This is a genomic window from Nesterenkonia sandarakina (genome assembly GCF_013410215.1).
Classification (GTDB): Bacteria; Actinomycetota; Actinomycetes; order Actinomycetales; family Micrococcaceae; genus Nesterenkonia; species Nesterenkonia sandarakina.
Genome location: NZ_JACCFQ010000001.1, coordinates 500,735 through 521,727, shown reverse-complemented (window position 1 = coordinate 521,727; position 20,993 = coordinate 500,735). Strand labels below are relative to the sequence as shown.

General features: G+C 69.1%; 22 protein-coding genes and 2 tRNA genes. 13 read left to right on the top strand and 11 right to left on the bottom strand.

Annotated features, from left to right (window positions below):
• Positions 1 to 100: 100 nt before the first annotated feature.
• Positions 101 to 172: transfer RNA gene (locus HNR11_RS02435), tRNA-Thr, on the top strand.
• Positions 173 to 271: 99 nt separating this feature from the next.
• Positions 272 to 348: transfer RNA gene (locus HNR11_RS02430), tRNA-Met, on the top strand.
• A 145-nt stretch (positions 349 to 493) separates the two neighbouring features.
• Here the strand turns inward: HNR11_RS02430 and HNR11_RS02425 are convergent.
• On the bottom strand, positions 494 to 2,656 hold the full coding sequence (locus HNR11_RS02425) for a DEAD/DEAH box helicase (protein WP_179440982.1): 2,163 nt from the start codon (positions 2,654 to 2,656) through the stop codon (positions 494 to 496).
• Positions 2,657 to 3,063: 407 nt separating this feature from the next.
• On the opposite strand from HNR11_RS02425, the gene HNR11_RS02420 reads away from it, so the two are divergent.
• From HNR11_RS02420 to HNR11_RS02390, 7 genes are all read left to right on the top strand, one after another.
• On the top strand, positions 3,064 to 3,327 hold the full coding sequence (locus tag HNR11_RS02420) for a hypothetical protein (RefSeq protein ID WP_179440981.1): 264 nt from the start codon (positions 3,064 to 3,066) through the stop codon (positions 3,325 to 3,327).
• Entirely contained in the window at positions 3,328 to 3,807 is a 480-nt protein-coding gene (locus tag HNR11_RS02415; RefSeq protein ID WP_058887561.1) for an FAS1-like dehydratase domain-containing protein, read from the top strand.
• A complete protein-coding gene (locus HNR11_RS02410; RefSeq protein ID WP_058887560.1) occupies positions 3,804 to 4,307 on the top strand; it encodes a MaoC family dehydratase in 504 nt (167 codons plus the stop codon). Before HNR11_RS02415 ends, HNR11_RS02410 begins: the two co-directional genes overlap by 4 nt.
• Positions 4,308 to 4,470: 163 nt before the next feature.
• Entirely contained in the window at positions 4,471 to 5,343 is an 873-nt protein-coding gene (locus HNR11_RS02405; RefSeq protein WP_232301670.1) for an ABC transporter substrate-binding protein, read from the top strand.
• 5 nt (positions 5,344 to 5,348) lie between these two features.
• Complete coding sequence (locus HNR11_RS02400) at positions 5,349 to 6,143, top strand: amino acid ABC transporter permease (RefSeq protein ID WP_179440980.1); 795 nt, start codon at positions 5,349 to 5,351, stop codon at positions 6,141 to 6,143.
• A gap of 14 nt (positions 6,144 to 6,157) precedes the next feature.
• Positions 6,158 to 6,982 (top strand): amino acid ABC transporter ATP-binding protein, encoded by an 825-nt coding sequence (locus HNR11_RS02395; protein WP_179440979.1) that lies wholly within the window; start codon positions 6,158 to 6,160, stop codon positions 6,980 to 6,982.
• A 103-nt stretch (positions 6,983 to 7,085) separates the two neighbouring features.
• Positions 7,086 to 8,264, top strand: coding sequence for a UDP-N-acetylmuramate dehydrogenase (locus tag HNR11_RS02390; RefSeq protein ID WP_179440978.1), 1,179 nt, complete (start codon positions 7,086 to 7,088; stop codon positions 8,262 to 8,264).
• A 140-nt stretch (positions 8,265 to 8,404) separates the two neighbouring features.
• Here the strand turns inward: HNR11_RS02390 and asd are convergent, their stop codons facing one another.
• From asd to HNR11_RS02355, 7 genes are all read right to left on the bottom strand, one after another.
• Entirely contained in the window at positions 8,405 to 9,613 is a 1,209-nt protein-coding gene (gene asd / locus HNR11_RS02385) for an aspartate-semialdehyde dehydrogenase (protein ID WP_179440977.1), read from the bottom strand.
• Between the two features lie 37 nt (positions 9,614 to 9,650).
• Complete coding sequence (locus HNR11_RS02380; protein ID WP_179440976.1) at positions 9,651 to 10,514, bottom strand: dihydrofolate reductase; 864 nt, start codon at positions 10,512 to 10,514, stop codon at positions 9,651 to 9,653.
• Positions 10,511 to 11,320, bottom strand: a complete 810-nt coding sequence (locus tag HNR11_RS02375; RefSeq protein ID WP_179440975.1) for a thymidylate synthase — start codon at positions 11,318 to 11,320, stop codon at positions 10,511 to 10,513. Before HNR11_RS02375 ends, HNR11_RS02380 begins: the two co-directional genes overlap by 4 nt.
• Before the next feature lie 108 nt (positions 11,321 to 11,428).
• Positions 11,429 to 11,764 (bottom strand): GNAT family N-acetyltransferase, encoded by a 336-nt coding sequence (locus HNR11_RS02370; RefSeq protein WP_179440974.1) that lies wholly within the window; start codon positions 11,762 to 11,764, stop codon positions 11,429 to 11,431.
• Positions 11,765 to 11,823: 59 nt separating this feature from the next.
• A complete protein-coding gene (locus tag HNR11_RS02365; RefSeq protein WP_343050564.1) occupies positions 11,824 to 12,846 on the bottom strand; it encodes an NUDIX hydrolase in 1,023 nt (340 codons plus the stop codon).
• 14 nt (positions 12,847 to 12,860) lie between these two features.
• Positions 12,861 to 13,916 carry a mycothiol synthase gene (gene mshD, locus HNR11_RS02360; protein ID WP_179440973.1) on the bottom strand — a complete coding sequence of 352 codons (1,056 nt, stop codon included), beginning with the start codon at positions 13,914 to 13,916 and terminating at the stop codon, positions 12,861 to 12,863.
• A gap of 40 nt (positions 13,917 to 13,956) precedes the next feature.
• Positions 13,957 to 14,667: a response regulator transcription factor gene (locus HNR11_RS02355; protein ID WP_058887553.1), complete on the bottom strand. Its 711-nt coding sequence runs from the start codon at positions 14,665 to 14,667 to the stop codon at positions 13,957 to 13,959.
• Between the two features lie 166 nt (positions 14,668 to 14,833).
• Between HNR11_RS02355 and HNR11_RS02350 the strand changes: the two genes are divergently transcribed.
• The 4 genes from HNR11_RS02350 (at position 14,834) to ygfZ (ending at position 17,778) form a co-directional block, all read left to right on the top strand.
• A complete protein-coding gene (locus tag HNR11_RS02350) occupies positions 14,834 to 15,676 on the top strand; it encodes a hypothetical protein (protein WP_179440972.1) in 843 nt (280 codons plus the stop codon).
• A 17-nt stretch (positions 15,677 to 15,693) separates the two neighbouring features.
• Positions 15,694 to 15,828: a hypothetical protein gene (locus tag HNR11_RS14150; RefSeq protein WP_255342456.1), complete on the top strand. Its 135-nt coding sequence runs from the start codon at positions 15,694 to 15,696 to the stop codon at positions 15,826 to 15,828.
• A 69-nt stretch (positions 15,829 to 15,897) separates the two neighbouring features.
• Positions 15,898 to 16,533, top strand: coding sequence for a nitrobindin family protein (locus tag HNR11_RS02345; RefSeq protein ID WP_179440971.1), 636 nt, complete (start codon positions 15,898 to 15,900; stop codon positions 16,531 to 16,533).
• 81 nt (positions 16,534 to 16,614) lie between these two features.
• Positions 16,615 to 17,778 carry a CAF17-like 4Fe-4S cluster assembly/insertion protein YgfZ gene (ygfZ, locus tag HNR11_RS02340; protein WP_179440970.1) on the top strand — a complete coding sequence of 388 codons (1,164 nt, stop codon included), beginning with the start codon at positions 16,615 to 16,617 and terminating at the stop codon, positions 17,776 to 17,778.
• Between the two features lie 20 nt (positions 17,779 to 17,798).
• Here ygfZ and HNR11_RS02335 read toward each other — a convergent pair whose 3' ends face one another.
• From HNR11_RS02335 to HNR11_RS02325, 3 genes are all read right to left on the bottom strand, one after another.
• Entirely contained in the window at positions 17,799 to 18,530 is a 732-nt protein-coding gene (locus HNR11_RS02335; protein ID WP_179440969.1) for a hypothetical protein, read from the bottom strand.
• Positions 18,520 to 19,551 carry a 6-phosphofructokinase gene (locus tag HNR11_RS02330; RefSeq protein WP_179440968.1) on the bottom strand — a complete coding sequence of 344 codons (1,032 nt, stop codon included), beginning with the start codon at positions 19,549 to 19,551 and terminating at the stop codon, positions 18,520 to 18,522. Before HNR11_RS02330 ends, HNR11_RS02335 begins: the two co-directional genes overlap by 11 nt.
• A gap of 102 nt (positions 19,552 to 19,653) precedes the next feature.
• Complete coding sequence (locus HNR11_RS02325; RefSeq protein WP_179440967.1) at positions 19,654 to 20,871, bottom strand: pyridoxal phosphate-dependent aminotransferase; 1,218 nt, start codon at positions 20,869 to 20,871, stop codon at positions 19,654 to 19,656.
• Between the last annotated feature and the right edge of the window lie 122 nt (positions 20,872 to 20,993).

The window sequence follows — 20,993 nt, the reverse complement described above, 5'->3', positions numbered from 1 at the left end:
CTCGATCTGTGGCGGCGAAGACCCCCGGTCAGGGGAGACGCAGCTCACCTCTGACCGGTTTTTGAACGGTGCTGGACTGATGGTAGAGTTTAGTGCTGTTGCCCCAATAGCTCAGTGGTAGAGCGCAGTCTTGGTAAGACTGAGGTCGCGGGATCGATTCCCGCTTGGGGCTCTGATTGAGAGCCCGCGCAGCGCAGCATATTGCGCGGCGCGGGTGTTTCTCATTCACACCGATTCTCCACCCGCACAGCGAGCCGGAGGAACGGGGTATGGCGGTGTAGCTCAGCTGGTTAGAGCGCACGACTCATAATCGTGAGGTCCCGGGATCGAGCCCCGGCACCGCTACCACACGCCGCACAGGCGAGCGAGACGATTCGGGCCCCCACGCATCACCGCGTGGGGGCCCGATCTGTCTCCGCCCATCGGCGGGCGGCCTGGACCGCTTCACGCTCCAGGACCGGGCCCACCCGTTCTGCCGCCTCGCCGAGGAGCCTCAGGGCTCCTGCCGGATGCCGCGTTCTTCCAGAGCCGCTTCCAGGAGCGTGACGAGCGCCTCGAGCTGCACATCTGCGGAGTCTGGGAGCTCCTGCTCGGCCCCGTCCAGCGCCCGAGCAGCCAGCCCCGCCTTGGCGTCGATGAGCTCAGCGATCCTGGTGTCCAGGGTCTGCGCCGCGATGATCCGCCACGCCGTCACCGGCTCCTCCTGCCCGATGCGGTGGATGCGATCGATGGCCTGGGTCTGCTCGGCGTCGGTCCAGGAGAGCTCCGCGAGCACCATGTTCGACGCGACCTGCAGGTTCAGCCCGACGCCTGCGGCCGTGAGGGAGCACACTGCGATGCTGACGTCGGGGTCGTTGGTGAACGCGTCGATGTGCTTCTGCCGGGCCGAGGCCGTCTGGTCTCCTCGGATCGAGGCGTACCGGATGCCCTGCTTGGCGAAGGTCTCCTCGGCGATGTCCATGACATCGATGTGCTTGGCGAAGAAGACCACCTTGCCCGCGCTGCGGGCGAGCTGCGCGGCATAGTCGGCCGCGAGCCCGGCCTTGGCCTGACCGATGCGCCGGGTCATGGTGAACACGTTCTCGGTGGACTTCTTCGTGGACTTGCTCGCACGCTCCTGTGCGGCGACCTGACGCACCAGCGCGTGGTCGGTGCCCTCAGCGGCCTCGCCCGCCGGCTTCGCCGCCAGCGCCCGCTCATAGCGTGTGAGCAGGCGATCGGCGAGCTTCTGCTCGGCGGCTCGGATGGAGCGCGCGGCCGCGTCGTCGATCTCCACCGGGACGTCGGCCACCCGGCGGGCCGGCAGGTCGGCGGCCACGTCCATCTTGCGCCGGCGCACGATGCCGCGGTTGATCACGGCCGCGCGGGCCGCCGGGGAGAAGCCGCGGTCGGCCGGGGTCAGGCCGATCTCCTCGAGCGACTCCATCAGCTCACCGATCGGATTGGTCTCATCGACCCAGCCGAGGAACTGCCAGATCGCCCGGAAGTCTTCGATGTCGTTGATCAGCGGGGTGCCGGTGAGCGCGATGAGCAGCGGGTCAGCGATCCGCGTGCGGATGCGCTCGGAGAGGTGCAGCACGTTCTGTGACCGCTGTGAGCGGCGGTTCTTGATGTAGTGCGCCTCATCGACCACCATCCCGCGCAGCCCCAGTTCCTGCAGCCATCCCGCGTGCCGGTCGAGCACCTCGTAGTTCACGATGATGATGTCCGCGAAGCCGTCGATCCGCTCACCGTCGCCGTGGACCACGGTGGCCGGGTGATTCGGCGTCCACAGCTCAGCCTCTCGCGCCCAGTTCATCTTCACCACGTTCGGCACGACGACGAGCAGCGGGTAGGCGTTGGCTGCCTGTGCGGCCAGCAGCGCCTGTGCCGTCTTGCCCAGACCGGGCTCGTCGGCGATCAGGAAGGACCGGTGTCCCTGCGCGGCGGAGGCGACCAGCCGTGCCTGGTGCGGCATCAGGTCCAGCTCCCGGCTCATCCGGGAAGCGCCGGGCTGCGGCAGGTCCATGCAGGCCAGCGAGCCGCCCTCGGCGAAGGATTTCATCAGCGGCTCGATGAGCTCCCAGCCCACGAGGCGACGCGGCTTGGCGGTGCGCTTGGCGACCGCCGAGTAGTCAGGCTCCAGGAAGGGGTTGGCGAGCTGGCGGGACTCCACCGAGACCGGCACCACTCGGCGCTGCCGGTCCTCTCTGGGGGCGGCCGGTTCGGGCGCCTTGGCGGGCTCGTCTGGGACCTCGATGCCGGCGGACTCCAGCAGCTCCCGGCGCAGCGAGCGCGCGCGGTCGGAGATGACGGCGTCGTCGGCGAGCAGTCCCAGAAGCGAGGTGTCGCGGGCGGCGGTGGTCGCGAGGATGGTGGCGACGCCGTCGAGCCGCTTCAGGTCCTCGGCGCCTCGGGATCCGGTCTTGGCCTCCACCGCTTTGAGCCGGGCGCGCTCCTCCCGCACCAGAAGCGCCACCACTTGGAACTTGGTCCGGGTCGAGGGCAGGTCGAGGCCGCGCTGGACCGCGGACTCGACCTCGCGCACGACTTTGGCGAGCAGCGCGATGATCCCGCCGTCCTCGCGTCGGCGGGGTCGCCGGCGGGCGCGGCTGCGCGTGGGGTTCTGACGCTGGGCTCCTCGAGCCACGGAGTCCTCCTTGGAGCGATGGGTCATTCCTCTCGGCGGGACAGAGCCCACACTGCACCCGCGGCGGGGTGAGGGACGTCCGAGCAGTCTCGGCAGAGACGTCCCGGTGCACAAGCTGGTCCAGCGGATCCGTGAAAGAGATCGACGCATGGAGCGTGCCCCGCCGGGAGGGCCCAGCCAGCGTACCGCGTGCGGGGCGAATCTCAGCCTTCGCAGGGGGATTCATGACGCGGGACACCTGCGCACCGGCCCGCGCTCGGTATGGCATCATCCGCCGCGCGGAGGTGATTCTCGAAGCAGCGGCCACTGGGGTGCAGAGTCGGGCGGGTGTCGAGCAGGTGCCGGATCGCGTTCACCCAGTCCGAAACCAGCTCTGCGCCGGTCACTGTGAGGTTTTTCGAGCTCGCCTCCTCGGGGCCTGTAAGCTGGCCGCCGTGAGCACTCAGCCCTTCGATCCGTGGAACAGCGGGACGCGCGCCTACCGGGTAACCCTGGTCCTGGGCATGGCCTGCACCGCCGTGGGCGTGATCCTGGTGATCCTGGCGGCCATGCTGGACTCCGCAGAGGCGACGACGGCGCTGCGCAGCATCGGCCTGGTCCTGCTGGGCGCCGGAATCCTGAGTCACCTGATCTCCATAGGGCTGCGCCGCCGCCAGGCCGTGCAGATCCTCTCCCGCCGAGCGTCGAAGGACGACTGAATGATCAACCCCGACCGGCAGGGTCACCAGTACCCGCCCGCCGCGCCCTACCAGGTCAGCCGGGAGGCGATCCGTGAGTTCGCGTTCTCGGTGCAGGCCGAGCACCCGGCCCACCACGACGTCGACGCCGCCCGAGCACTGGGGCACCGAGACCTGGTGGCCCCGCCGAGCTTCGCAGTGATCATCGCCCAGCGCGCCGAGGCCGCCGTGGTCAACGACGCCGAGGCTGGCATCGACTTCTCCCGCGTGGTCCACGCCGAGGAGCGCTTCACCCATCACAGCCCGATCCTGGCGGGAGACACGCTGAGCTCCCAGGTCACCCTGGAGAAGATCCGCACCATGGGCGCCGGCGCGATGGTGACCACCGTGGTGCAGATCAGCGCCGAGGACGGCTCGCCCCGGACCACCGTGACCTCCAGCCTGCTGGTCCGCAATGATCCCGCCGACTCGCCGGCCCGCAATGAGAAGGATGACGCATGAGCGCCCCGGTCTTCGAAGAGCTCGAGAAGGGACAGCAGATCGGCACCCGCGAGCTGCGCTTCTCCCGTGCCGATCTGATCCGCTACGCGGCCGCCTCCGGGGACCACAACCCGATCCATTGGAACGAGAGGTTCGCCCGGGAGGTCGGCCTGGACGGGGTCATCGCCCACGGCATGCTCACCATGGGCTCCGCGGTGGACCTGGTCAGCGCCTGGGCGGGCGATCCGGGCGCCGTCGTCGACTACCAGTCCAGGTTCACCAAACCGGTGCCCGTGCCCGACGCCGCCTCCGGGGCACCGGATACGCCCACCGCACGGCTGGTGATCAGCGGGAAGATCGGCGCGCTGGACCTCGATGAGCGCCGCGTCCGGGTGGACCTCAGCGTAGAGCTGCTCACCGAGCCCGCCCCCGAGGCGGGAACGAATGAATCCCAGGATGAGACTGCGGAACCCGTCCGCACGAAGGTGCTCGCGAAGTCCCAGGCCCTGGTGCAGCTCTAGGTCGCAAGCCGCGCCCGGTGGCGCCCAGCTCGCGAAGTCGAGCTCAGACACAACACGCCGTCAAGCTCCTGCCCGGTGGTCATAGGGCGGAAACACAGCTTCACCGTATAATCGCCGGGACCGTCAGACTTCGGTTTCTGCTGATCAACCTAAGGATCCCAACATGGCTATGCATAAGACCGCGGCCCAGGCCGTAGGCGCCTCCGCGCTGGCAGCGCTCGTCCTGACCGCCTGCGGCGGCGACGAGAACGGGTCCGGTGACGCGGACCAGGAGATGCTCAACAACGCCGGCACCCTCCAGGTCTGCTCCGACGTTCCCTACCCGCCGTTCGAGTACTACGACGCCGAGGGTGAGGTCGTCGGCTTCGACATCGACATCGCCGAGGCGATCGCAGAGTCGCTCGACGTCGAGCTGGAGATCGTGCAGACCGGATTTGAAGGCATCCAGTCCGGAGTGGCGCTGGATTCGAACACCTGCGACCTGGCGATCTCGGGGATGACCATCACCGAGGAGCGCGCGGGCAACATGCTCTTCTCCGAGCCGTACCTCGATGACAACCTGGGCCTGCTCGCCGCCACCGACGCCGATGTCGCCTCGCTGGAGGACCTCGAAGGCCTCACCGTGGGAGTCCAGACCGAGACCACCGGCGCGGACTACGCGACCGAGGCCGGATACGACGTGCGCGACTACCCGGATTCCGGCCTGCTGATCCAGGGCCTGGAGTCCGGACAGGTCGACGCCGCGATCGGCAACATCTCGATCCTCGGCTACCAGGCCGGGGAGTCTGACACCTCCGAGTTCATCGAAGAGATCGACACCGGAGAGCAGCTGGGGATCGCCGCGCAGAGCGAGAACACCGAGCTGATCGACGCGGTCAACGAGGCGCTCGCCGAGATGGACTCATCCGGTGAGATGCAGGAGCTCGAAGACAGCTGGTTCCGCGAGGGTGACACCCCTGAAGAGGGCGACGCCGAAGGTGAGGCCTCCGAGGAGCCCACTGAGGACGCAGCCACCGAGGACGAGGGCGACGAATAACCCTCATGGCCATGACAACCCGTGACCGAGCGCGACTGAGCCTCGGGATCCAGGCAGCGATCTTCCTGGCAGTCGTGATCGTGCTGGCCGTCCTGATCGACTGGACCGCGATCCGCGGCAGCTTCTTCGCCTTCGAGAACCTGGGACCGATGTTCCCGGAGATCATCACCGTCGGACTGGTGAACACGGTCCAGTACACCGTGGTGGGCTTCTTCTTCGGTCTGCTCGGCGGGACCCTGCTGGCGCTGATGCGCATGTCCTCGTTCCCGATCTACCGGTGGGTGGCCACCGCGTACATCGAGTTCTTCCGGGGCATCCCCGCGATCCTGGTGTTCATCGCGCTCGGTTTCGGTGCGTCGCTGGCCTTCGGCTGGAACCTCTCCACCCTGCAGATCGCCGGTTCCGCGCTGGCCATCGTGGCCAGCGCCTATATCGCAGAGACCCTGCGTGCCGGGCTGCAGGCCGTGCCCAAGGGCCAGCTGGAGGCGGCCCGCGCGCTGGGCATGCCGGCCTGGCGCGCCATGGTCACGATTCAGATCCCGCAGGCCTTCCGGGTCGTGCTGCCCCCGCTGACCAATGAGGCGATCCTGCTCACCAAGGACTCCTCGCTGATCTTCGTGGTCGGCATGGCCGGCGGCGCCGCCGAGCTGACCAAGATGGGCCGTGACGGCATCAACATCTACCAGGCGGGACTGACCCCGCTGGTGGTCGCTGGATTCTGCTACCTGCTGCTCACCGTGCCGCTCTCGCTGCTGGCGCGCCGCATGGAGCACCGCAACCCCCGGACGGCGAAGAAGTAGAGATGGACGCGAACATGAGCCAGAGCGAGTCCCCAGAAGTCCCGGCAGCACGCGCCGCCTCAGCCAAGGGCGTGCCCGGAGGCCACGGCACAGACGCCGCAGGGGTCACCATCACCGGACTGCACAAGTCCTTCGGCGACAACGAGGTGCTCAAAGGCATCGACATGAGCGTGGCCCCCGGCGAAGTGGTCTGCCTGATCGGCGCCTCCGGCTCGGGCAAATCCACGCTGCTGCGCTGCGTGAACCGTCTGGAGACGCCCAATGCAGGCACCATCACGGTGGGCGAGCACGAGGCCACGCATCCAGACGTGAACCTCGACGCCATGCGTCGGCAGATCGGCATGGTCTTCCAGCAGTTCAACCTGTTCCCGCACCTGAGCGTGCTGGAGAACTGCACCATCACGCCACGGCGCGTGCTGGGGCAGTCCAAGGCGGAGGCCGAGGCGGAGGCGATGGCCCAGCTCGACGCCGTCGGGCTCAAGCACCTCTCCGAGCGCCGCCCCGACCAGCTCTCGGGTGGTCAGCAGCAGCGGGTGGCCATCGCCCGGGCACTGACCATGAAGCCGCAGCTGATGCTCTTCGACGAGCCCACCTCCGCGCTGGACCCGGAGACCGTGGGTGACGTGCTCGCGAGCATGCGCAAGCTCGCTCAGGCCGGGATGACCATGCTCGTGGTCACCCACGAGATGGGCTTCGCCCGCGAGGTCGCGGACCGCGTGGTCTTCATGGACCAGGGTCTCGTGGTCGAGGAGGGCCCGGCCATGGCGGTCATCGGCGACCCGCAGCAGCCGCGCACGCAGGACTTCCTGCGCCGGGTGCTGAATCCGCTCGGCGAGTAGCAAGACCTCAGTCCCGGGGGTCCACCCGGGCTCCCAGGGGTCCCGACTGGCTTCGCCGGGGCGCAGATGCCCATTGCCGCGACGCCGGGTAGGCTTCTGGGCTGTGACCAGTGTCGACGATTCCTCCCTCGCAGCCCCCAGCCGTTTCAGCGCTCACACCACCGCCCGTGTCGGTGGGCCCGCCGGCCGGTGGGTCCGCGCGGACACCCAGGAGCAGGCGCTTCAGGTGCTGCAGGCGCACCCGCTGCCGGATCACGCGGCGCGTGAACGCGGGGAGGACACCCTGATCGTCTTGGGCGGCGGATCAAACCTGCTGGTCACCGAGGACGGGTTCCCCGGTACGGTGCTGCAGCTGGCATTCCACGGCATCAGCACCGAGTTCCACGGCGAGCATGATGTGCTGCTCACCGTCGCCGCAGGGCACAACTGGGACGACGTCGTCCGGTTCAGCGTGGCGCGCGGCCTGACCGGGCTGGAGGCGCTCTCCGGGATCCCCGGCTCCACCGGCGCGGTCCCGGTGCAGAACGTGGGCGCCTATGGCGCCGACGTCGCCCACACGCTCAAAGACATCCAGGCCTGGGACCGGGAGCGCGGAGAGCTGGTGCGGTTCAGCAACGCCGAGCTGGCGTTCGGCTACCGCGACTCGGTGCTCAAGCAGACCACCGTGCACGGTTCCCCGCGCTACGTGGTGCTCCAGGTCCGCTTCATGCTTCAGAACCGCCGAGACGGGCTTTCCGCGCCGGTGCGCTACGGCGAGCTGGCCCGGACCCTGGGCCTGGATGCCGAGAGCGCGGACCACGAGCGCCGGGCGCCGTTGAAAGAGGTCCGCAGCACGGTGCTGCGGCTGCGTGAGGGCAAAGGCATGGTGCTGCAGGAGGGTGACCACGACACCTGGTCCACCGGCTCCTTCTTCACCAACCCGATCGTTCCCCGCGAGGTCGCTGCAGCGCTGCCCAGCGCAGCCCCGAAGTTCTCCGCCGGGGTCGACGACGCGGGCGTCCCCCTGGTCAAGCTCTCCGCGGCCTGGCTGATCGACAACGCGGGCTGCGGCAAGGGTTTCGGGCTGCCCGATGGTCCGGTGGCCGGACGCGGAGCCCAGGGGGCCGGGATCGCCGGAGGCCGGGCGTCACTCTCGACCAAGCACACCCTGGCGGTGACCAACCGCGGCACGGCGACCACCGATGACCTGCTGGCTGTCGCACGGGCCGCGCGGGATCAGGTCTCCACGGCCTTCGGCATCACGATGCACGAAGAGCCGGTGCTGATCGGTCACTCGCTCTAAGCGCGCCTCGCAGCGCCTCGCAGCGACTTTCAGGGGCTCTCACAGGCCCGCAGCGGGGCTGCGCCCGGGGCCGAAGCATTCTCCGGGCCCGGGCGCAGCCGATTCCCCGGGATGGACTCAGGTGTCCTCCGGGGCTGGGCTCAGAGCTTGCCGACGCTGATCAGCAGCATCCGGCGCAGCGGCTCGGCCGCACCCCAGAGCAGCTGGTCCCCGACGGTGAACGCCGAGATGTACTCCGGACCCATCTCGAGCTTGCGGATCCGCCCCACGGGGATCTGAAGCGAGCCGGTCGCGGCGACCGGGGTCAGTGCAGCGACGGTGGCGTCCTTCTCGTTGGGGACGAAGCTGGAGAACTCGGTGCCCGAGGCGATGATCGATTCGATCTCGGCCAGCGGCAGGTCCTCGCGCAGCTTCAGGGTCAGCGCCTGGGAATGTGAGCGCAGCGCGCCCACCCGGACACAGAGCGAGTCGAAGGGCACTGCGGCGCCCCGGGAGGTCACCCCGGGGGCGAGGTTCTCACCGCGGCCCAGGATCTTGTTGGTCTCCACACCGGCCTTCCACTCCTCCTTGGCCACACCGTTGCCGAGGTCTGCGTCGATCCAGGGGATCAGCGAGCCGGCCAACGGGACGCCGAACTGGGTGGCGTCGAGGTCGTTGCGCTGGGCCTCGAGCACGGCGCGGTCGATGTCCAGGATCGCGGCCGCGGGATCGCTGAGGTCCTCGGCGACGGCGGAGTGCAGGGTGCCGAACTGGTTGAGCAGCTCGCGCATGTGCTTGGCGCCGCCCCCGGAGGCCGCCTGGTAGGTCATCGCGGTGCCCCACTCGACCAGGTCATGGGTGAAGAGCCCGCCCAGGCCCATCAGCATGTTCGAGACGGTGCAGTTGCCGCCGATGTACTCCTTCACGCCGGCTTCCAGGCCGGCGTCGATGACATCGCGGTTGATCGGGTCCAGCGCGATGATCGAGGTGTCCGCCATGCGCAGCGTGGACGCGGCGTCGATCCAGATCCCGCTCCAGCCAGCCTCGCGCAGCTTCGGGTAGACCTCGGAGGTGTAGTCCCCGCCCTGGGCGGTGACGATGATCGGCAGCTTCAGCAGCGTGTCCAGATCGAAGGCGTCCTGCAGCGTGGTCTCCTCGGGGGTGACCCCGGGGAAGCTCGGCGCCTGACCCCCGGCGTTCGAGGTGGAGAAGAAGACCGGGTTGATGTGCGCGAAGTCGCCTTCTTCGAGCATGCGGGTGATCAGCACCGAGCCGACCATGCCGCGCCAACCGATCAGGCCCACCGAAGGGGACTCGCCGGCGACGGCGGAGAGGGCAGGGGACACGGAGGAGTTCACTGCAGAAGTCATGCCTCCAGGGTAGCGGAGTCGACTCAGCGGGTCAGAGTCAGCCCTCGGCGCCGAGGTTCTCCTGGTGGTTCGTGGAGGCGCTGGCTTCCTTGATCTCCTGCAGCAGACGACGGCGCTTCAGATGCGCCCACAGCCCCCCGGCCACCCAGAGCTGGGCGACGAACAGGAAGGCCAGGCCCGGGATGATCCGGTCGTTGAGCACCAGCACGAAGCCCAGTGTCACCGTGAACAGAGCCAGGAACGGCAGGATCAGGTAACCGCCGAGGCCGAGCAGCATCAGGTTCGTCGAGGTGGCCTGGGAGCTCGTCTCGGCGCTGCGGGTCGCGTCCTCGGTGGAGAGGGAGGTCGGTGTCATCTCAGGCTTTCGTCGGTGGGTCTCGATGTGGAACGCCAGCCCGTTGGCTCCCTGATGCCGCCCGGCAGCGGGCTCACGCTCGGTCAGCTCCCATTCCGGGGTCAGCGCCGGGGCCGAGGTGTCGCCGGAGGCGTCGGACTGGATCACGGTGATCACGGCGAGATCCGCGAGGCCTCGGTCCACGGTCTCGGCATAGACCCGCCCGCCCCCGATGATCCAGATCTTCTCCGTCGCGAGCTCCGAGGCGATCTTGATCCCCTCGTCCAGGCTGGTCACCGGATGTCCGCCCAGCTCGCGGATCTGCTCCGCGGCATGCGGATCCTTAGTGATCACGATGTTCTGCCGCCCGGGGAGCGGACGGTACTTCGCCGGGAAGGACTCCCAGGTCCGGCGGCCCATCACCACCGGGGCGCCGCCGGTGGTGGCCTTGAAGTGCGCCAGGTCCTCGGGCAGGTGCCAGGGCATGGCCCCGGCGTCGCCGATCACACCGTTCTGAGTCTGGGCCCAGATCATGCCGATCTGTGCCGGGGTGGGGTCCCCGCTCATACGGCGACGACGGCCTTGATCGCCGGGTGGTGCTGGTAGTCACGCACGTCGAAGTCTTCGAACTCGTAGTCGAAGATCGACTCCGGGGTGCGGGTGAACTCCAAGCGGGGGGAGGGGTAGGGGGCGCGGGAGAGCTGTTCGCGCACCTGCTCCACGTGGTTGTCATAGATGTGGCAGTCGCCGCCGGTCCAGATGAACTCACCTGGCTGCAGCCCGACCTGCTGGGCGACCATCCGGGTGAGCAGGGCGTAGGAGGCGATGTTGAAGGGCACACCGAGGAACATGTCTGCGCTGCGCTGGTAGAGCTGGCAGGAGAGTCGCCCGTCGGCCACGTAGAACTGGAACATGATGTGGCAGGGCGGCAGCGCCATCTCATCGATCTGCGCCGGGTTCCAGGCGCTCACCACGTGGCGCCGGGAATCGGGGTTCGTCCTCAGCGAGGTGATCAGCTGCTGGATCTGATCGATGTCCTTGCCATCCGGAGTCGGCCAGGAGCGCCACTGCACTCCGTAGATCGGGCCGAGCTCACCGTCCTCACCGGCCCATTCGTTCCAGATCCGCACGCCGCGCTCCTGGAGCCAGCCGGCGTTGGAGTCCCCGCGCAGGAACCACAGCAGCTCCAGGGCCACCGACTTGAAGTGGACCCGTTTGGTGGTGATCAGCGGGAAGGACTCGCTGAGGTCGAACCGGATCTGGCGTCCGAAGACGCTTCGGGTGCCGGTTCCGGTGCGGTCGGACTTGGCGGTGCCGGTGCGCAGCACGTCAGCCAGCAGGTCCTCATAAGGGGTGGGGATCGGCGAGTTCACGGACCCAGCATACCGGTGCAGGCCAAGCGCACCTGAGGCGTTTCGTCCGCCGTCGCAGTCCGGCTGATGGCCGGCTCGCAGCGGCTGCCGGTCACCGCGTCCGGCGGCTCAGGAGAACGTGGCCTGCTGGGAGCGGTACTCCGGGTAGCGGTGCAGATAGGCATCCACATAGGTGCATTCCGAGGCGAAGAGCCGGTCCTCCGCCTTCAGCTGGTCCAGCAGCAGCGTGACCAGGCAGCGGGCGTAGCCTTGCCTGCCGTACTGCGGGTGCACGATGGTGTGCTGCAGAAGTGTGACCTCCTGGCCGCGAAGCGTCTCGGGGGTGAACCCGATGAACCCGATGAAGGTGCGCCGGCCATTGATGGTGTCCCAGAGCTCCGCACGGCCTCGGTCCTCGTCGATGTTGAGCTCGGCGGTGGGATGAACGTTCTTCGGCGCACTCATGGACTGAGAGTACCGTCACAGTCCGTGATTGTCAGTCCTGGCGGCCGAGCCGGCGAGGCTCAGTCCTCGAAGGGCTCGTAGACCTCGATCGAGACGATCTCCCCGCCGCGGTCCATGGCCTGCTGAGCCACCAGCACGGCGCCGGGGCGCAGGTAGGGGTCCTCATCCGGGATCGCCTCCAGCAGCGCCCGGTCCTGGAGCCAGCCGCTGGTGGTCTCGAGGATCAGCGGCAGCACCGGGCGGTGGCTGCAGATCAGGGTGGGCAGCAGCAGTTCCAGGGCCCGTCGGACCCGAGCCTGGGTGCGCTCCGGGTGGACCTCGGCGCGCTTCTCGGTGAGCGACTTCCGGTAGGTGGCGCGGTTGCGGTGGGCCTTCACATAGGGAGCGATGGTCTCCGCGCAGCGCCGCCACGGACTGGATTCCAGGTGCCGGGGTCGCCAGCAGACCAGCAGCCGTTCCACGGCCCGGGCCTGCCGCTTGCCGGTCGCGGCGAGCGGACGCTCCGACTCGGCACGCGACCAGGAGGACCGCGGCTTGGCCTTGGCATGGCGCAGCACGATGAAGGGCAGGGTGTGCAGGCGCTGATCCTCGTGGAGCCGTTCGAGCTCGTCCAGCGGCAGCACGTCGCCCGGATTGCTCAGCAGCTCCCGGGCCCGGGCCACGCTGACCCACGCGGTCTCGTCGACCTCGTCACCATCGGGCACCGGAGTGCCCTCGGAGACCTGCGCGGCCCAGTACCAGACGGCCTTGTCCTTGCCGCCGTTGCCGTTCTTGGTGCCGCGGGCCTTGCCCACGCAGTAGCGGGTGATCGGCAGCGGCATGCCGAGCCGGACCTTCAGCCCGATCTCCTCGCGGACCTCTCGGACCGCGCACTCCGGGAGGGTCTCGCCCTCATCGAGCTTCCCCTTGGGGAAGGACCAGTCGTCATAGCGCGGCCGGTGGATCACCAGCACTTCAAGCTCGGAGCGGCGCAGGCGCCAGCACAGGGCGCCGGCGGCGAGTATCTCGGCGTCGAGCCCGTCATCGGAGACCGTGACAGTTCTGCGGCGGGGGACCTTGCTCATGGTCTCGGGGGAGCTCACGAGAGACCAAGATATCAGGCTGGTTCCGCCGCAGCCTCCACGGTCGGGGCGTACATCGTGTCCGCGTCCCACTTGGTGAAACCGAGCTTCTTGTAGAGCTTCACGGCGGCGGCGTTGTCGGCGTCCACGTAGAGCATGATGGCGGCGAGTCCCGCCTGGTGCAGATGCTCGATCCCCGCCAGGGTCAGACTGCGGCCCAGTCCTCGACCCTGGGCCTCGGGCACCACGCCGACCACATAGACCTCACCGAGCTCCGGGTCCGCGACCTTGGTCCAGTGGAAGCCGAGCAGCGTCTCGCCCTCCCAGGCCAGCAGGAACCCCTCCGGGTCGAACCAGTCCTCGGCCATGCGGTCATGCAGGTCTTCCAGGGTCAGCCGTCCCTGTTCGGGGTGATCGGCGAAGGCCGCGGCGTTCGCGCTCAGCCAGGCCTGATCATCCACGCCGGGTCGGAAGGCGCGGATCGAGACGGTTTCCGGCAGCTGGGGAGCAGGCGCCTCATCGAGGTCGGTCAGGCGCATCCGCCAGAGCTCACGCACCGGGGCCCAGCCGAAGCGACGGGCCAGGCGGGCGGCCGCGTCGTGCTCCCCGTGGGCCCAGGCGCGCTGCACCCGGCCCGACTCGGGGGAGGGGGCGGCCTCGGTGAGCGCCTCGACCAGGGCGGCGCCGATCCCGCGCTGTCGGCAGTCCGGACGGACCACCATCTCCAGCACGTCCGGGACCCCGGTCTCACCTTCGACGACGACGCCGGCTCCGGCGAGCAGCCGCGAGTCCGGCCGCGCGTCGGTCCAGGCATAGACGATGCGCAGCGGAATGCGCCCCTGCGCCTGAACATCAGCGGACTCGCTGGCATCAGCGACATCGGACCGGGTGCCGGCCTCGGTCGCCCGCCGGTCTGCCGCTCGGTGCAGCTCGATGAGGGTCTGTTCGGAGAACGGCGGGTTCGCGTCGGCCTCGGTGGCCACGGCGGCCAGCTCGAGCAGCGCGTGGTGCAGATCCGCGTCGGGTGCGCCTTCGCTGAGCTCGACGACTGCTGGGTCGCTGCCTTCTGGGGTGACGTCGCCTGGGTTCATGGGCTCACTGTATCGGAGCTGAACCCTTGGGGTCACCGGCTCAGGCAGCGTCCGCGCCGTCGTCCTCTCGGTCGCCCTCCGGGGGGTCCACGGTGTCGGTTCCGCTGATCACCAGGCGGTATCCCACATTGCGCACCGTCCCGATCAGGGACTCGTGGTCGGGTCCGAGCTTCGCGCGCAGGCGTCGGATGTGCACGTCCACGGTGCGGGTGCCGCCGAAGTAGTCATAGCCCCAGACATCGTGGAGCAGCCGGTCCCGGGTGAAGACCTGGCCCGGGTGCAGAGCCAGGTGCTTGAGCAGCTCGAACTCCTTATAGGTCAGGTTCAGCAGACGCCCGTTGATCGTGGCCATATAGGTGGTCTCGTCGATGGTGATGCCCCCGGCGCGGATCTCCCCCACCGGGGTCTCCTCCACGGTCTCCACCGCAGCCAGTCGGATCCGGGCGTCGATCTCGCCGGGGCTGGCCTCGCCGAGGATGAAGTCATCGGCCTGCCAGGACTCGTTCAGCGTGGCCAGCCCGGCCTCGGTGACGATGACCAGCACCGGGGAGAGCATGGAGGACTTCACCAGCTGACACAGCGAGCGGGCGTGGGCGAGCTTGCTGCGCGCATCGATCAGCGTCACATCCACATTGGGAGCACGCACGATCGAGGAGGCCTCCGCGGGGAAGCTGCGAATGCGGTGCGTGAGCAGCTCCAGGGACGGAAGCGCGTCGTCCGGGGTGTCTGAGAGCAGCAGAACTTGAGCCATCCATGACTCCTTCCCCTTGGGTCACTGTCTTGTCCGGGTCCCGCAGGGTCTTCAACGGTGATTGCGGTCTTCAACGCCAGGGATTTCACAATGTGAAAACGCGATTCAGCGATCTGCCGTTGAGTATATGCGACGTGTGAAGCGCCGCCCCCTAGGATGGCCTGTTGTGAAGTACATCCCAGTGGCAGCCTCCGCCCTGCTCGCAGCCATGGCGCTCGCTCTGGCCTCCTGGGCCGGAGCCTTCGCGATGACCATGGTGGTCTGCGGGCTCTCGATCCTGATCGCCCTGGGATGGCCCCAGCTGATGGGCGTCTCCGCTCGGCGCTCGCTCTCAGCGGTGATCGCCGGCGCCGGCGTGATTTCGGCCCTCGGTGCCGGGGTCGTCGGCTCGGCGAGTGATCTGTTCTTCTGGTCCTCGGTGGCACTGGCCTTCGGCGTCATGAGCGTCTTCCTGATCCAGGTCCTGCGCGGCACCGGCAGGCCGCACCGCCTGGAGTCCACCATCGGAGCCTGTGCCGGCGTGCTGATCGCCACCACCGGAGCCGGGTGGGTGGCCGGGCTGCGCTACCCGGTGGAGCTCGCCGAGGCCTCCGGGGCAGAGGGTGCCCGAGGGCTGCTGGCCGTGCGGGGACTGCTCTTCGAGGACACCGCGCTGCTTGCGGTCACCGGCGCCTCCGGGGAGCTCGCGGTGGTGACGCTGGCCGCAGGCACTCTGATCGTGGCGACCCTGCTGGCCGTGATCCCGCTGCCGAACATGTGGGCGATGCTGCTGGTGGTGGTGGGAAGCACCGCGGCCGCCCTGGGCATGACCCTGGCCTGGGGCGAGCTCACCCTGCTCTTCGCCGGGACGCTGGGCCTGATCGCGGGGCTGCTGCTCGGGTCCTTCCGCCGGTTCCTGATCACCCAGGGCCCGCCGCAGGGGGTCCTCTCCGGAATCGCGGTCGGCGCGGCACCGATCGCGGCCATGGGTGCGCTGACCTACTTCACGGAGCGTCTTCTGCTGGTGTGAAGTTGTACACTTCCCCCATGAACTTTGCATTGCAGAACGTGTCACTGCTGGCACTGGAGATCTTCTTCATCGGGCTGCTGGTCCTGGTCACGCTGATGATCGCCGGCATCTCCTGGACCGTCATCTCCCGGCTGTACAAGGGTCAGCGCTGATCCGCCTGCACCGCCGCCCGAAAACGGCCCGTCCGGGCCTCGTCCACCGCGCGCCCAGGAGCTGAGCCGATGGCCCCGATGGAGCTTCCCACCGACCTGACCCCGGAGCTGGCACCGCTGTACTGGCTGCTCGGCAGCTGGCGCGGCCAGGGCCGTCTCGGCTCGGGGGAGCAGGATGATCCGATCTTCACCCAGGACGTCACGTTCCGTGACACCGGGCTGGAGTTCGTGGAGTACCGCGCGGAGACCTGGCTCTCCGATGAGGCCGGGGCACGTCTGCGCCCGCTCTCCGTGGAATCCGGATTCTGGTCCCTGGACCGTGCCCGCACCGACGCCGACGTCGGACCGGGCCTGGAGCCGGCCGATGTGGTGCCGGCGTATAAGAGCGCGGCCGAGGTCGACCAGCTCGCCGAGTCAGACGGGTCCTTCGCGATCACCGCCACCATCGCCCATCCTGGCAGCATCGCAGAGCTCTACTACGGCAAGATCAAGGGACCGCAGCTGCATCTGGCCACGGACGCCGTGATGCGCGGAGAGCACGCCGCGGAATACCCGAGCGCCTCCCGGATGTTCGGACTGGTGAACAGCCAGCTGTTCTGGCGCTGGGACCTGCGCGCGGCCGACGGTGAGATGGTCCCGCACGCCTCGGCGATCCTGGACCGCACCGCCTCCGCCGAAGAGGTCAGCGCCACGCGCACCGCCTGAGCTCCGCTCGCACCTGCCCCCGGCAGGCCTCGCGCGCGGTGCGCCCCCGCGCACCCGCCGCACCGATGAAGGAGTCCGCCCGTGGAAGAGTATTCGAAGTCGCCCCTGTTAGAGCGTTCCGGCGCCGTCCCCGAGGCCGGCGATGACGCCCCGGTCGCCGCGCACTACGGAGACCCCACCCGGGAGCAGCGCGCGCTGGCCCGCGGCGCCGGCGTCGTGGACCTCTCCCATCGCAGCGTGGTCACGGTCACCGGACCGGACCGGCTGAGCTGGTTGACCACGCTGTCCTCCCAGCAGATCGCCGGGCTGGCCCCGGGGGAGTCCACCGAGCTGCTGCTGCTGGACATCTCTGGGCGCATCGAACATGATGCCGCCGTGGTCGACGACGGCGAGACCGTCTGGCTGATCACCGAGAACTCCCACGGCGCCGACCTGGCCCAGTGGCTGGACTCGATGAAGTTCATGCTCCGGGTGGAGATCACCGATCGCACCGCGGACTATGCCGTGCTCGGATCCACTGCGCCGCTGCCGACTCCGGCCGACGCCGAGCTCGCCGTCGCCTGGGAGGACCCGTGGCCGAAGCTGGGCCCCGGCGCCTCCAGCTACGCCCAGGTCGCCGAGGAGGAGCATCCCGGCCTCGACTGGTCCTGGTGGCTGAGCGTGGTTCCGCGCACGGGGCTGCACGGCGTGGTGGAGCAGCTGGAGCAGGCGGGGTGGACCCTGGCTGGGACCATGGCGTCCGAGGCGCTGCGCGTCGCTGCCTGGCGGCCTCGGCTGGCCCGTGAGGTGGACGAGAAGACCATCCCGCACGAGCTGGACCTGATCCGCACCGCCGTGCACCTGTCCAAGGGCTGCTATAAGGGTCAGGAGACCGTGGCGCGGGTGCACAACCTGGGACATCCACCGCGCCGCCTGGTCTTCCTGCACCTCGACGGCAGCGAGCACACGCTGCCCGCCGTCGGCTCCGACGTGCTCTCCGCCGGCCCGGAGGCCACTGCGGAGGATCTGGCTCAGGAGCGCCCCGTGGGGAAGGTGACCTCGGTGGCACGGCATCATGAGATGGGCCCGATCGCGCTCGCACTGGTGAAGCGGAAGGTGGACCCCGCGGTGCAGCTGGTGGTGCGCGACGGCGCCGCCGAGGAGGCGACCTTCTATGCCGCCGCTCAGGAGGTCATCGTCCGCCCGGATGCCGGGCAGGCCGTGGGGCGTCCCCAGGGCGACTTCCTGCGCGGCCAGCGCCGCTGAGCCTGGCCCACGGCCGGGGCTCAGTCCAGGGTCACCGTGGTCTGGGTCCCTGCGGAGCTGAACCCCAGCCCGGCGGCGATCCGCAGCGCGGCGAGCGACTCGGTGCCGGCTCGCCACTGCGGTATGAGTCCCTCGGTGAACGCCTCCTCGGCCGCGACGGCGGCCAGCTGCAGCCCGACCCCGCGGCGACGCTGGCCCGGCACGGTGAGCACGCCCAGCTGGGCCAGCATCCCGGCCCAGATCTCGCGTCCGGCGGCGCCGAGGCTGACCCCTGTGTCCTCGTCGACCAGGGCGGCCCTCCAGGGCGCCGCCCCGATCCCAGAGGCCTGGACGTCATCGGCCGGTGAGGCTGCGATCGCCGCCTGCACCGCCTCCGGCTCGAAGGAGATCGCGCCGCGCTGGGCGGCGGTCAGGATCGGCGGCTCCTCGGCGTAGAGCAGCTGGGCTGCACCGAGGCTGCGCGCACCGGCGGCACAGCGGCGCGCCAGGGCGAGCAGGCTGCGCTCATCAGCGAGCTCGGCATCGGCGAGCCGGCGTGCCTGGTGCAGCACCTCGCTCGGTGCGCTGAGCACCGTGTGGTCGAAGAGTCGCAGGAAGCTCACCGGGGATCCCGCGGGGGTGCTGAGCTCATGCCGGGAGCCCGGGCCGAGCAGATCCTCGTCGCCGAGGCCGAGCCTGCGGGCCCAGGACAGCGCGATGATGCTGCGGGTGTGCTCCGCGAGGCCGCCGCCCGGTGCTTCCTCAGCGGCCAAAGAGAATCTGAGCCTCTTCGTAGCGCTCGGGCGGCACGGTCTTGAGCCCGTCCAGCGCCTCGGCGAGATCGACCTTGACGATCTCGGTGCCGCGCAGCGCGGCCATATGACCCCAGGCCTGCTCATGCACCAGATCCAGGGCACGGATGCCGAACCGGGTGGCGAGCACCCGGTCATAGCCGGTGGGGTTGCCGCCGCGCTGGATGTGGCCCAGGGTCGTGTGGCGGGACTCGATCCCGGTCTTGGTCTCGATCTGGCGGGTCACCCACTCCCCGATGCCGCCCAGCCGTGGGCGTCCATCGGACTCCTCGCCCTTGCCCGCAAGCGCGGACTCGGCGTCCTCGGGGATGAAGCCCTCCGCGACGACCACCAGCGGTGAGCGTCCGCGCGAGTGCACCTGCTCCACCCATTCACACACCTGATCCATGGAGACCTTGTGCTCCGGGATCAGAATCGCGTGGGCGCCGGCGGCCATGCCGGAGTGCAGCGCGATCCAGCCCACGTGGCGGCCCATGACCTCGGCGACCATGCACCGGTGATGGGACTCCCCGGTGGTGCGCAGCCGATCCATCGCGTCGGTGGCGATGGAGATCGCAGTGTCGAATCCGAAGGTGTAGTCAGTGGCCTTGAGATCGTTGTCGATGGTCTTGGGCACGCCCACCACCGGGATTCCGTCGTCGGCGAGCCGCTTGGCGCCGGCCAGGGTGCCCTCGCCGCCGATGGCGATGACGGCGTCGATGTCATGGCGCTTGAGCTGCTTGGCGATGCTCTGCGGCCCGCCGCCCGGGTGGTTGTACGGGTGGGTGCGTGAGGTGCCGAGGATGGTGCCGCCCTCGCGGGAGAGTCCGCGCACCGACTGCCGGGGAAGATCGATGTAGTCTCCCTCGATGAGTCCTCGCCAACCGCCTTTGAAGCCGACGAACTCGTCGCCGTAGCTCTTGATGCCGTGCAGCACGGCGGAGCGGATGACAGCGTTCAGGCCGGGGCAGTCGCCGCCGGAGGTGAGCAGTCCGATGCGCATGGTGATTCAGCTCGTCCCTTCATGGATTTCAGGATAAATCTCAGGCCTGACGTCCTCGGCAGGTTGCTGCGGCTCAGTCTATGGGGTCCGGCGGCGCGTGGGTCATCCCCCGAGCAGGTCCTTCAGCCGACTCATCCCGGTGGCCAGGTCCTCATCCCCCAGGGCGTAGGAGAGCCGCAGGAACCCGCTGGGGCCGAAGGCCTCACCCGGGACGACGGCGACCTTGGCCTCCTCCAGGATCACCTCGGCCAGCTCCGCCGAGGTCTGCGGAGTGCGACCGGCGACCTCGCGGCCCAGTGCTCCCCGGACATCGACGTAGGCGTAGAAGGCGCCCTCGGGGGTGGGGCAGGAGAACCCTGGGATGGCGTTGAGCCCGGTGACGATCGCGCGGCGTCGTCGGTCGAAGGCGGTCTTCATCTCCACCACCGCGTCCAGCGGGCCCTGGACCGCGGCCAGCGCCGCCATCTGCGAGACGTTGGCGACGTTGCTGGTGGCGTGGGACTGCAGGTTCGCGGCGGCTTTGATGATGTCGCTGGGGCCGACCATCCAGCCCACCCGCCAGCCGGTCATCGCGTAGGTCTTGGCGACCCCGTTGAGGATGACCACCTGATCGGCGAGCTCCTCGAGCGAGGCGATCGAGGTGAACTCGGTCTCGTCGTAGGTGAGGTGTTCATAGATCTCATCGGTGACCACCCACAGGCCCTTCTCCGCCGCCCAGCGGCCGATCTCGCGCACCTCCTCGGCGGAGTAGACCGCGCCGGTGGGGTTGGAGGGAGAGACGAAGACCAGCACCTTGCTGGCCGGGGTCAGGGTCTGCTCGAGCTGCTCGAGGGTCACCTTGTATCCCTGCTCGGGTCCGGCGAAGACCTCCACCGGCACGCCGCCGGCGAGCTTGATCGCCTCCGGGTAGGTGGTCCAGAAGGGTGCCGGGAGGATCACCTCATCACCGGGGTTCAGCAAGGTGGCGAAGGTGTTGTACACCGCCTGCTTCCCGCCGTTGGTGATCAGCACGTTCCCTGACTCGAGCGCCTTGCCCTGGATCCGGTAGCCCGAGTCCCGGGTGGTCTTCTCCGCCACCGCGGCGCGCAGCTCGGGCAGGCCTGCCGCGGGGGAGTAGCGGTGGAAGCGCGGGTTCAGCGCCGCCTCGCGAGCCGCCTGGACGATGTAGTCCGGGGTGGGGAAGTCCGGCTCACCCGCGCCGAAGCCGATGACATCTTCACCCGCGGCCTTCAGGGCCTTGGCCTTGGCGTCCACCGCGAGGGTGGCGGACTCGGCGATGGAGCCGATGCGATCGGAGATGCGGGAGCTCGGAGCAGTCATGTCTGAGGGATCCTTTCGGGATTCATGGACTGTTTCCAGCCTACCGGTTTGTCCTGCGCCGGGCCGAGGGCGTAAAGTGGTCGTTCGGTGTCTCAGGCGCCCCGATCGATCGTGCCCCGAAA

Bases quoted from the DNA above. Each gene is read 5' to 3' on its own strand.
- HNR11_RS02425 (WP_179440982.1), bottom strand. From the start codon at position 2,656: ATGACCCATCGCTCCAAGGAGGACTCCGTGGCTCGAGGAGCCCAGCGT.
- HNR11_RS02415 (WP_058887561.1), top strand. From the start codon at position 3,328: ATGATCAACCCCGACCGGCAGGGTCACCAGTACCCGCCCGCCGCGCCC.
- HNR11_RS02410 (WP_058887560.1), top strand. From the start codon at position 3,804: ATGAGCGCCCCGGTCTTCGAAGAGCTCGAGAAGGGACAGCAGATCGGC.
- HNR11_RS02405 (WP_232301670.1), top strand. From the start codon at position 4,471: ATGGCTATGCATAAGACCGCGGCCCAGGCCGTAGGCGCCTCCGCGCTG.
- HNR11_RS02400 (WP_179440980.1), top strand. From the start codon at position 5,349: ATGGCCATGACAACCCGTGACCGAGCGCGACTGAGCCTCGGGATCCAG.
- HNR11_RS02395 (WP_179440979.1), top strand. From the start codon at position 6,158: ATGAGCCAGAGCGAGTCCCCAGAAGTCCCGGCAGCACGCGCCGCCTCA.
- asd (WP_179440977.1), bottom strand. From the start codon at position 9,613: ATGACTTCTGCAGTGAACTCCTCCGTGTCCCCTGCCCTCTCCGCCGTC.
- HNR11_RS02380 (WP_179440976.1), bottom strand. From the start codon at position 10,514: ATGAGCGGGGACCCCACCCCGGCACAGATCGGCATGATCTGGGCCCAG.
- HNR11_RS02370 (WP_179440974.1), bottom strand. From the start codon at position 11,764: ATGAGTGCGCCGAAGAACGTTCATCCCACCGCCGAGCTCAACATCGAC.
- mshD (WP_179440973.1), bottom strand. From the start codon at position 13,916: ATGAACCCAGGCGACGTCACCCCAGAAGGCAGCGACCCAGCAGTCGTC.
- HNR11_RS02355 (WP_058887553.1), bottom strand. From the start codon at position 14,667: ATGGCTCAAGTTCTGCTGCTCTCAGACACCCCGGACGACGCGCTTCCG.
- HNR11_RS14150 (WP_255342456.1), top strand. From the start codon at position 15,694: ATGAACTTTGCATTGCAGAACGTGTCACTGCTGGCACTGGAGATCTTC.
- HNR11_RS02345 (WP_179440971.1), top strand. From the start codon at position 15,898: ATGGCCCCGATGGAGCTTCCCACCGACCTGACCCCGGAGCTGGCACCG.
- HNR11_RS02330 (WP_179440968.1), bottom strand. From the start codon at position 19,551: ATGCGCATCGGACTGCTCACCTCCGGCGGCGACTGCCCCGGCCTGAAC.
- HNR11_RS02325 (WP_179440967.1), bottom strand. From the start codon at position 20,871: ATGACTGCTCCGAGCTCCCGCATCTCCGATCGCATCGGCTCCATCGCC.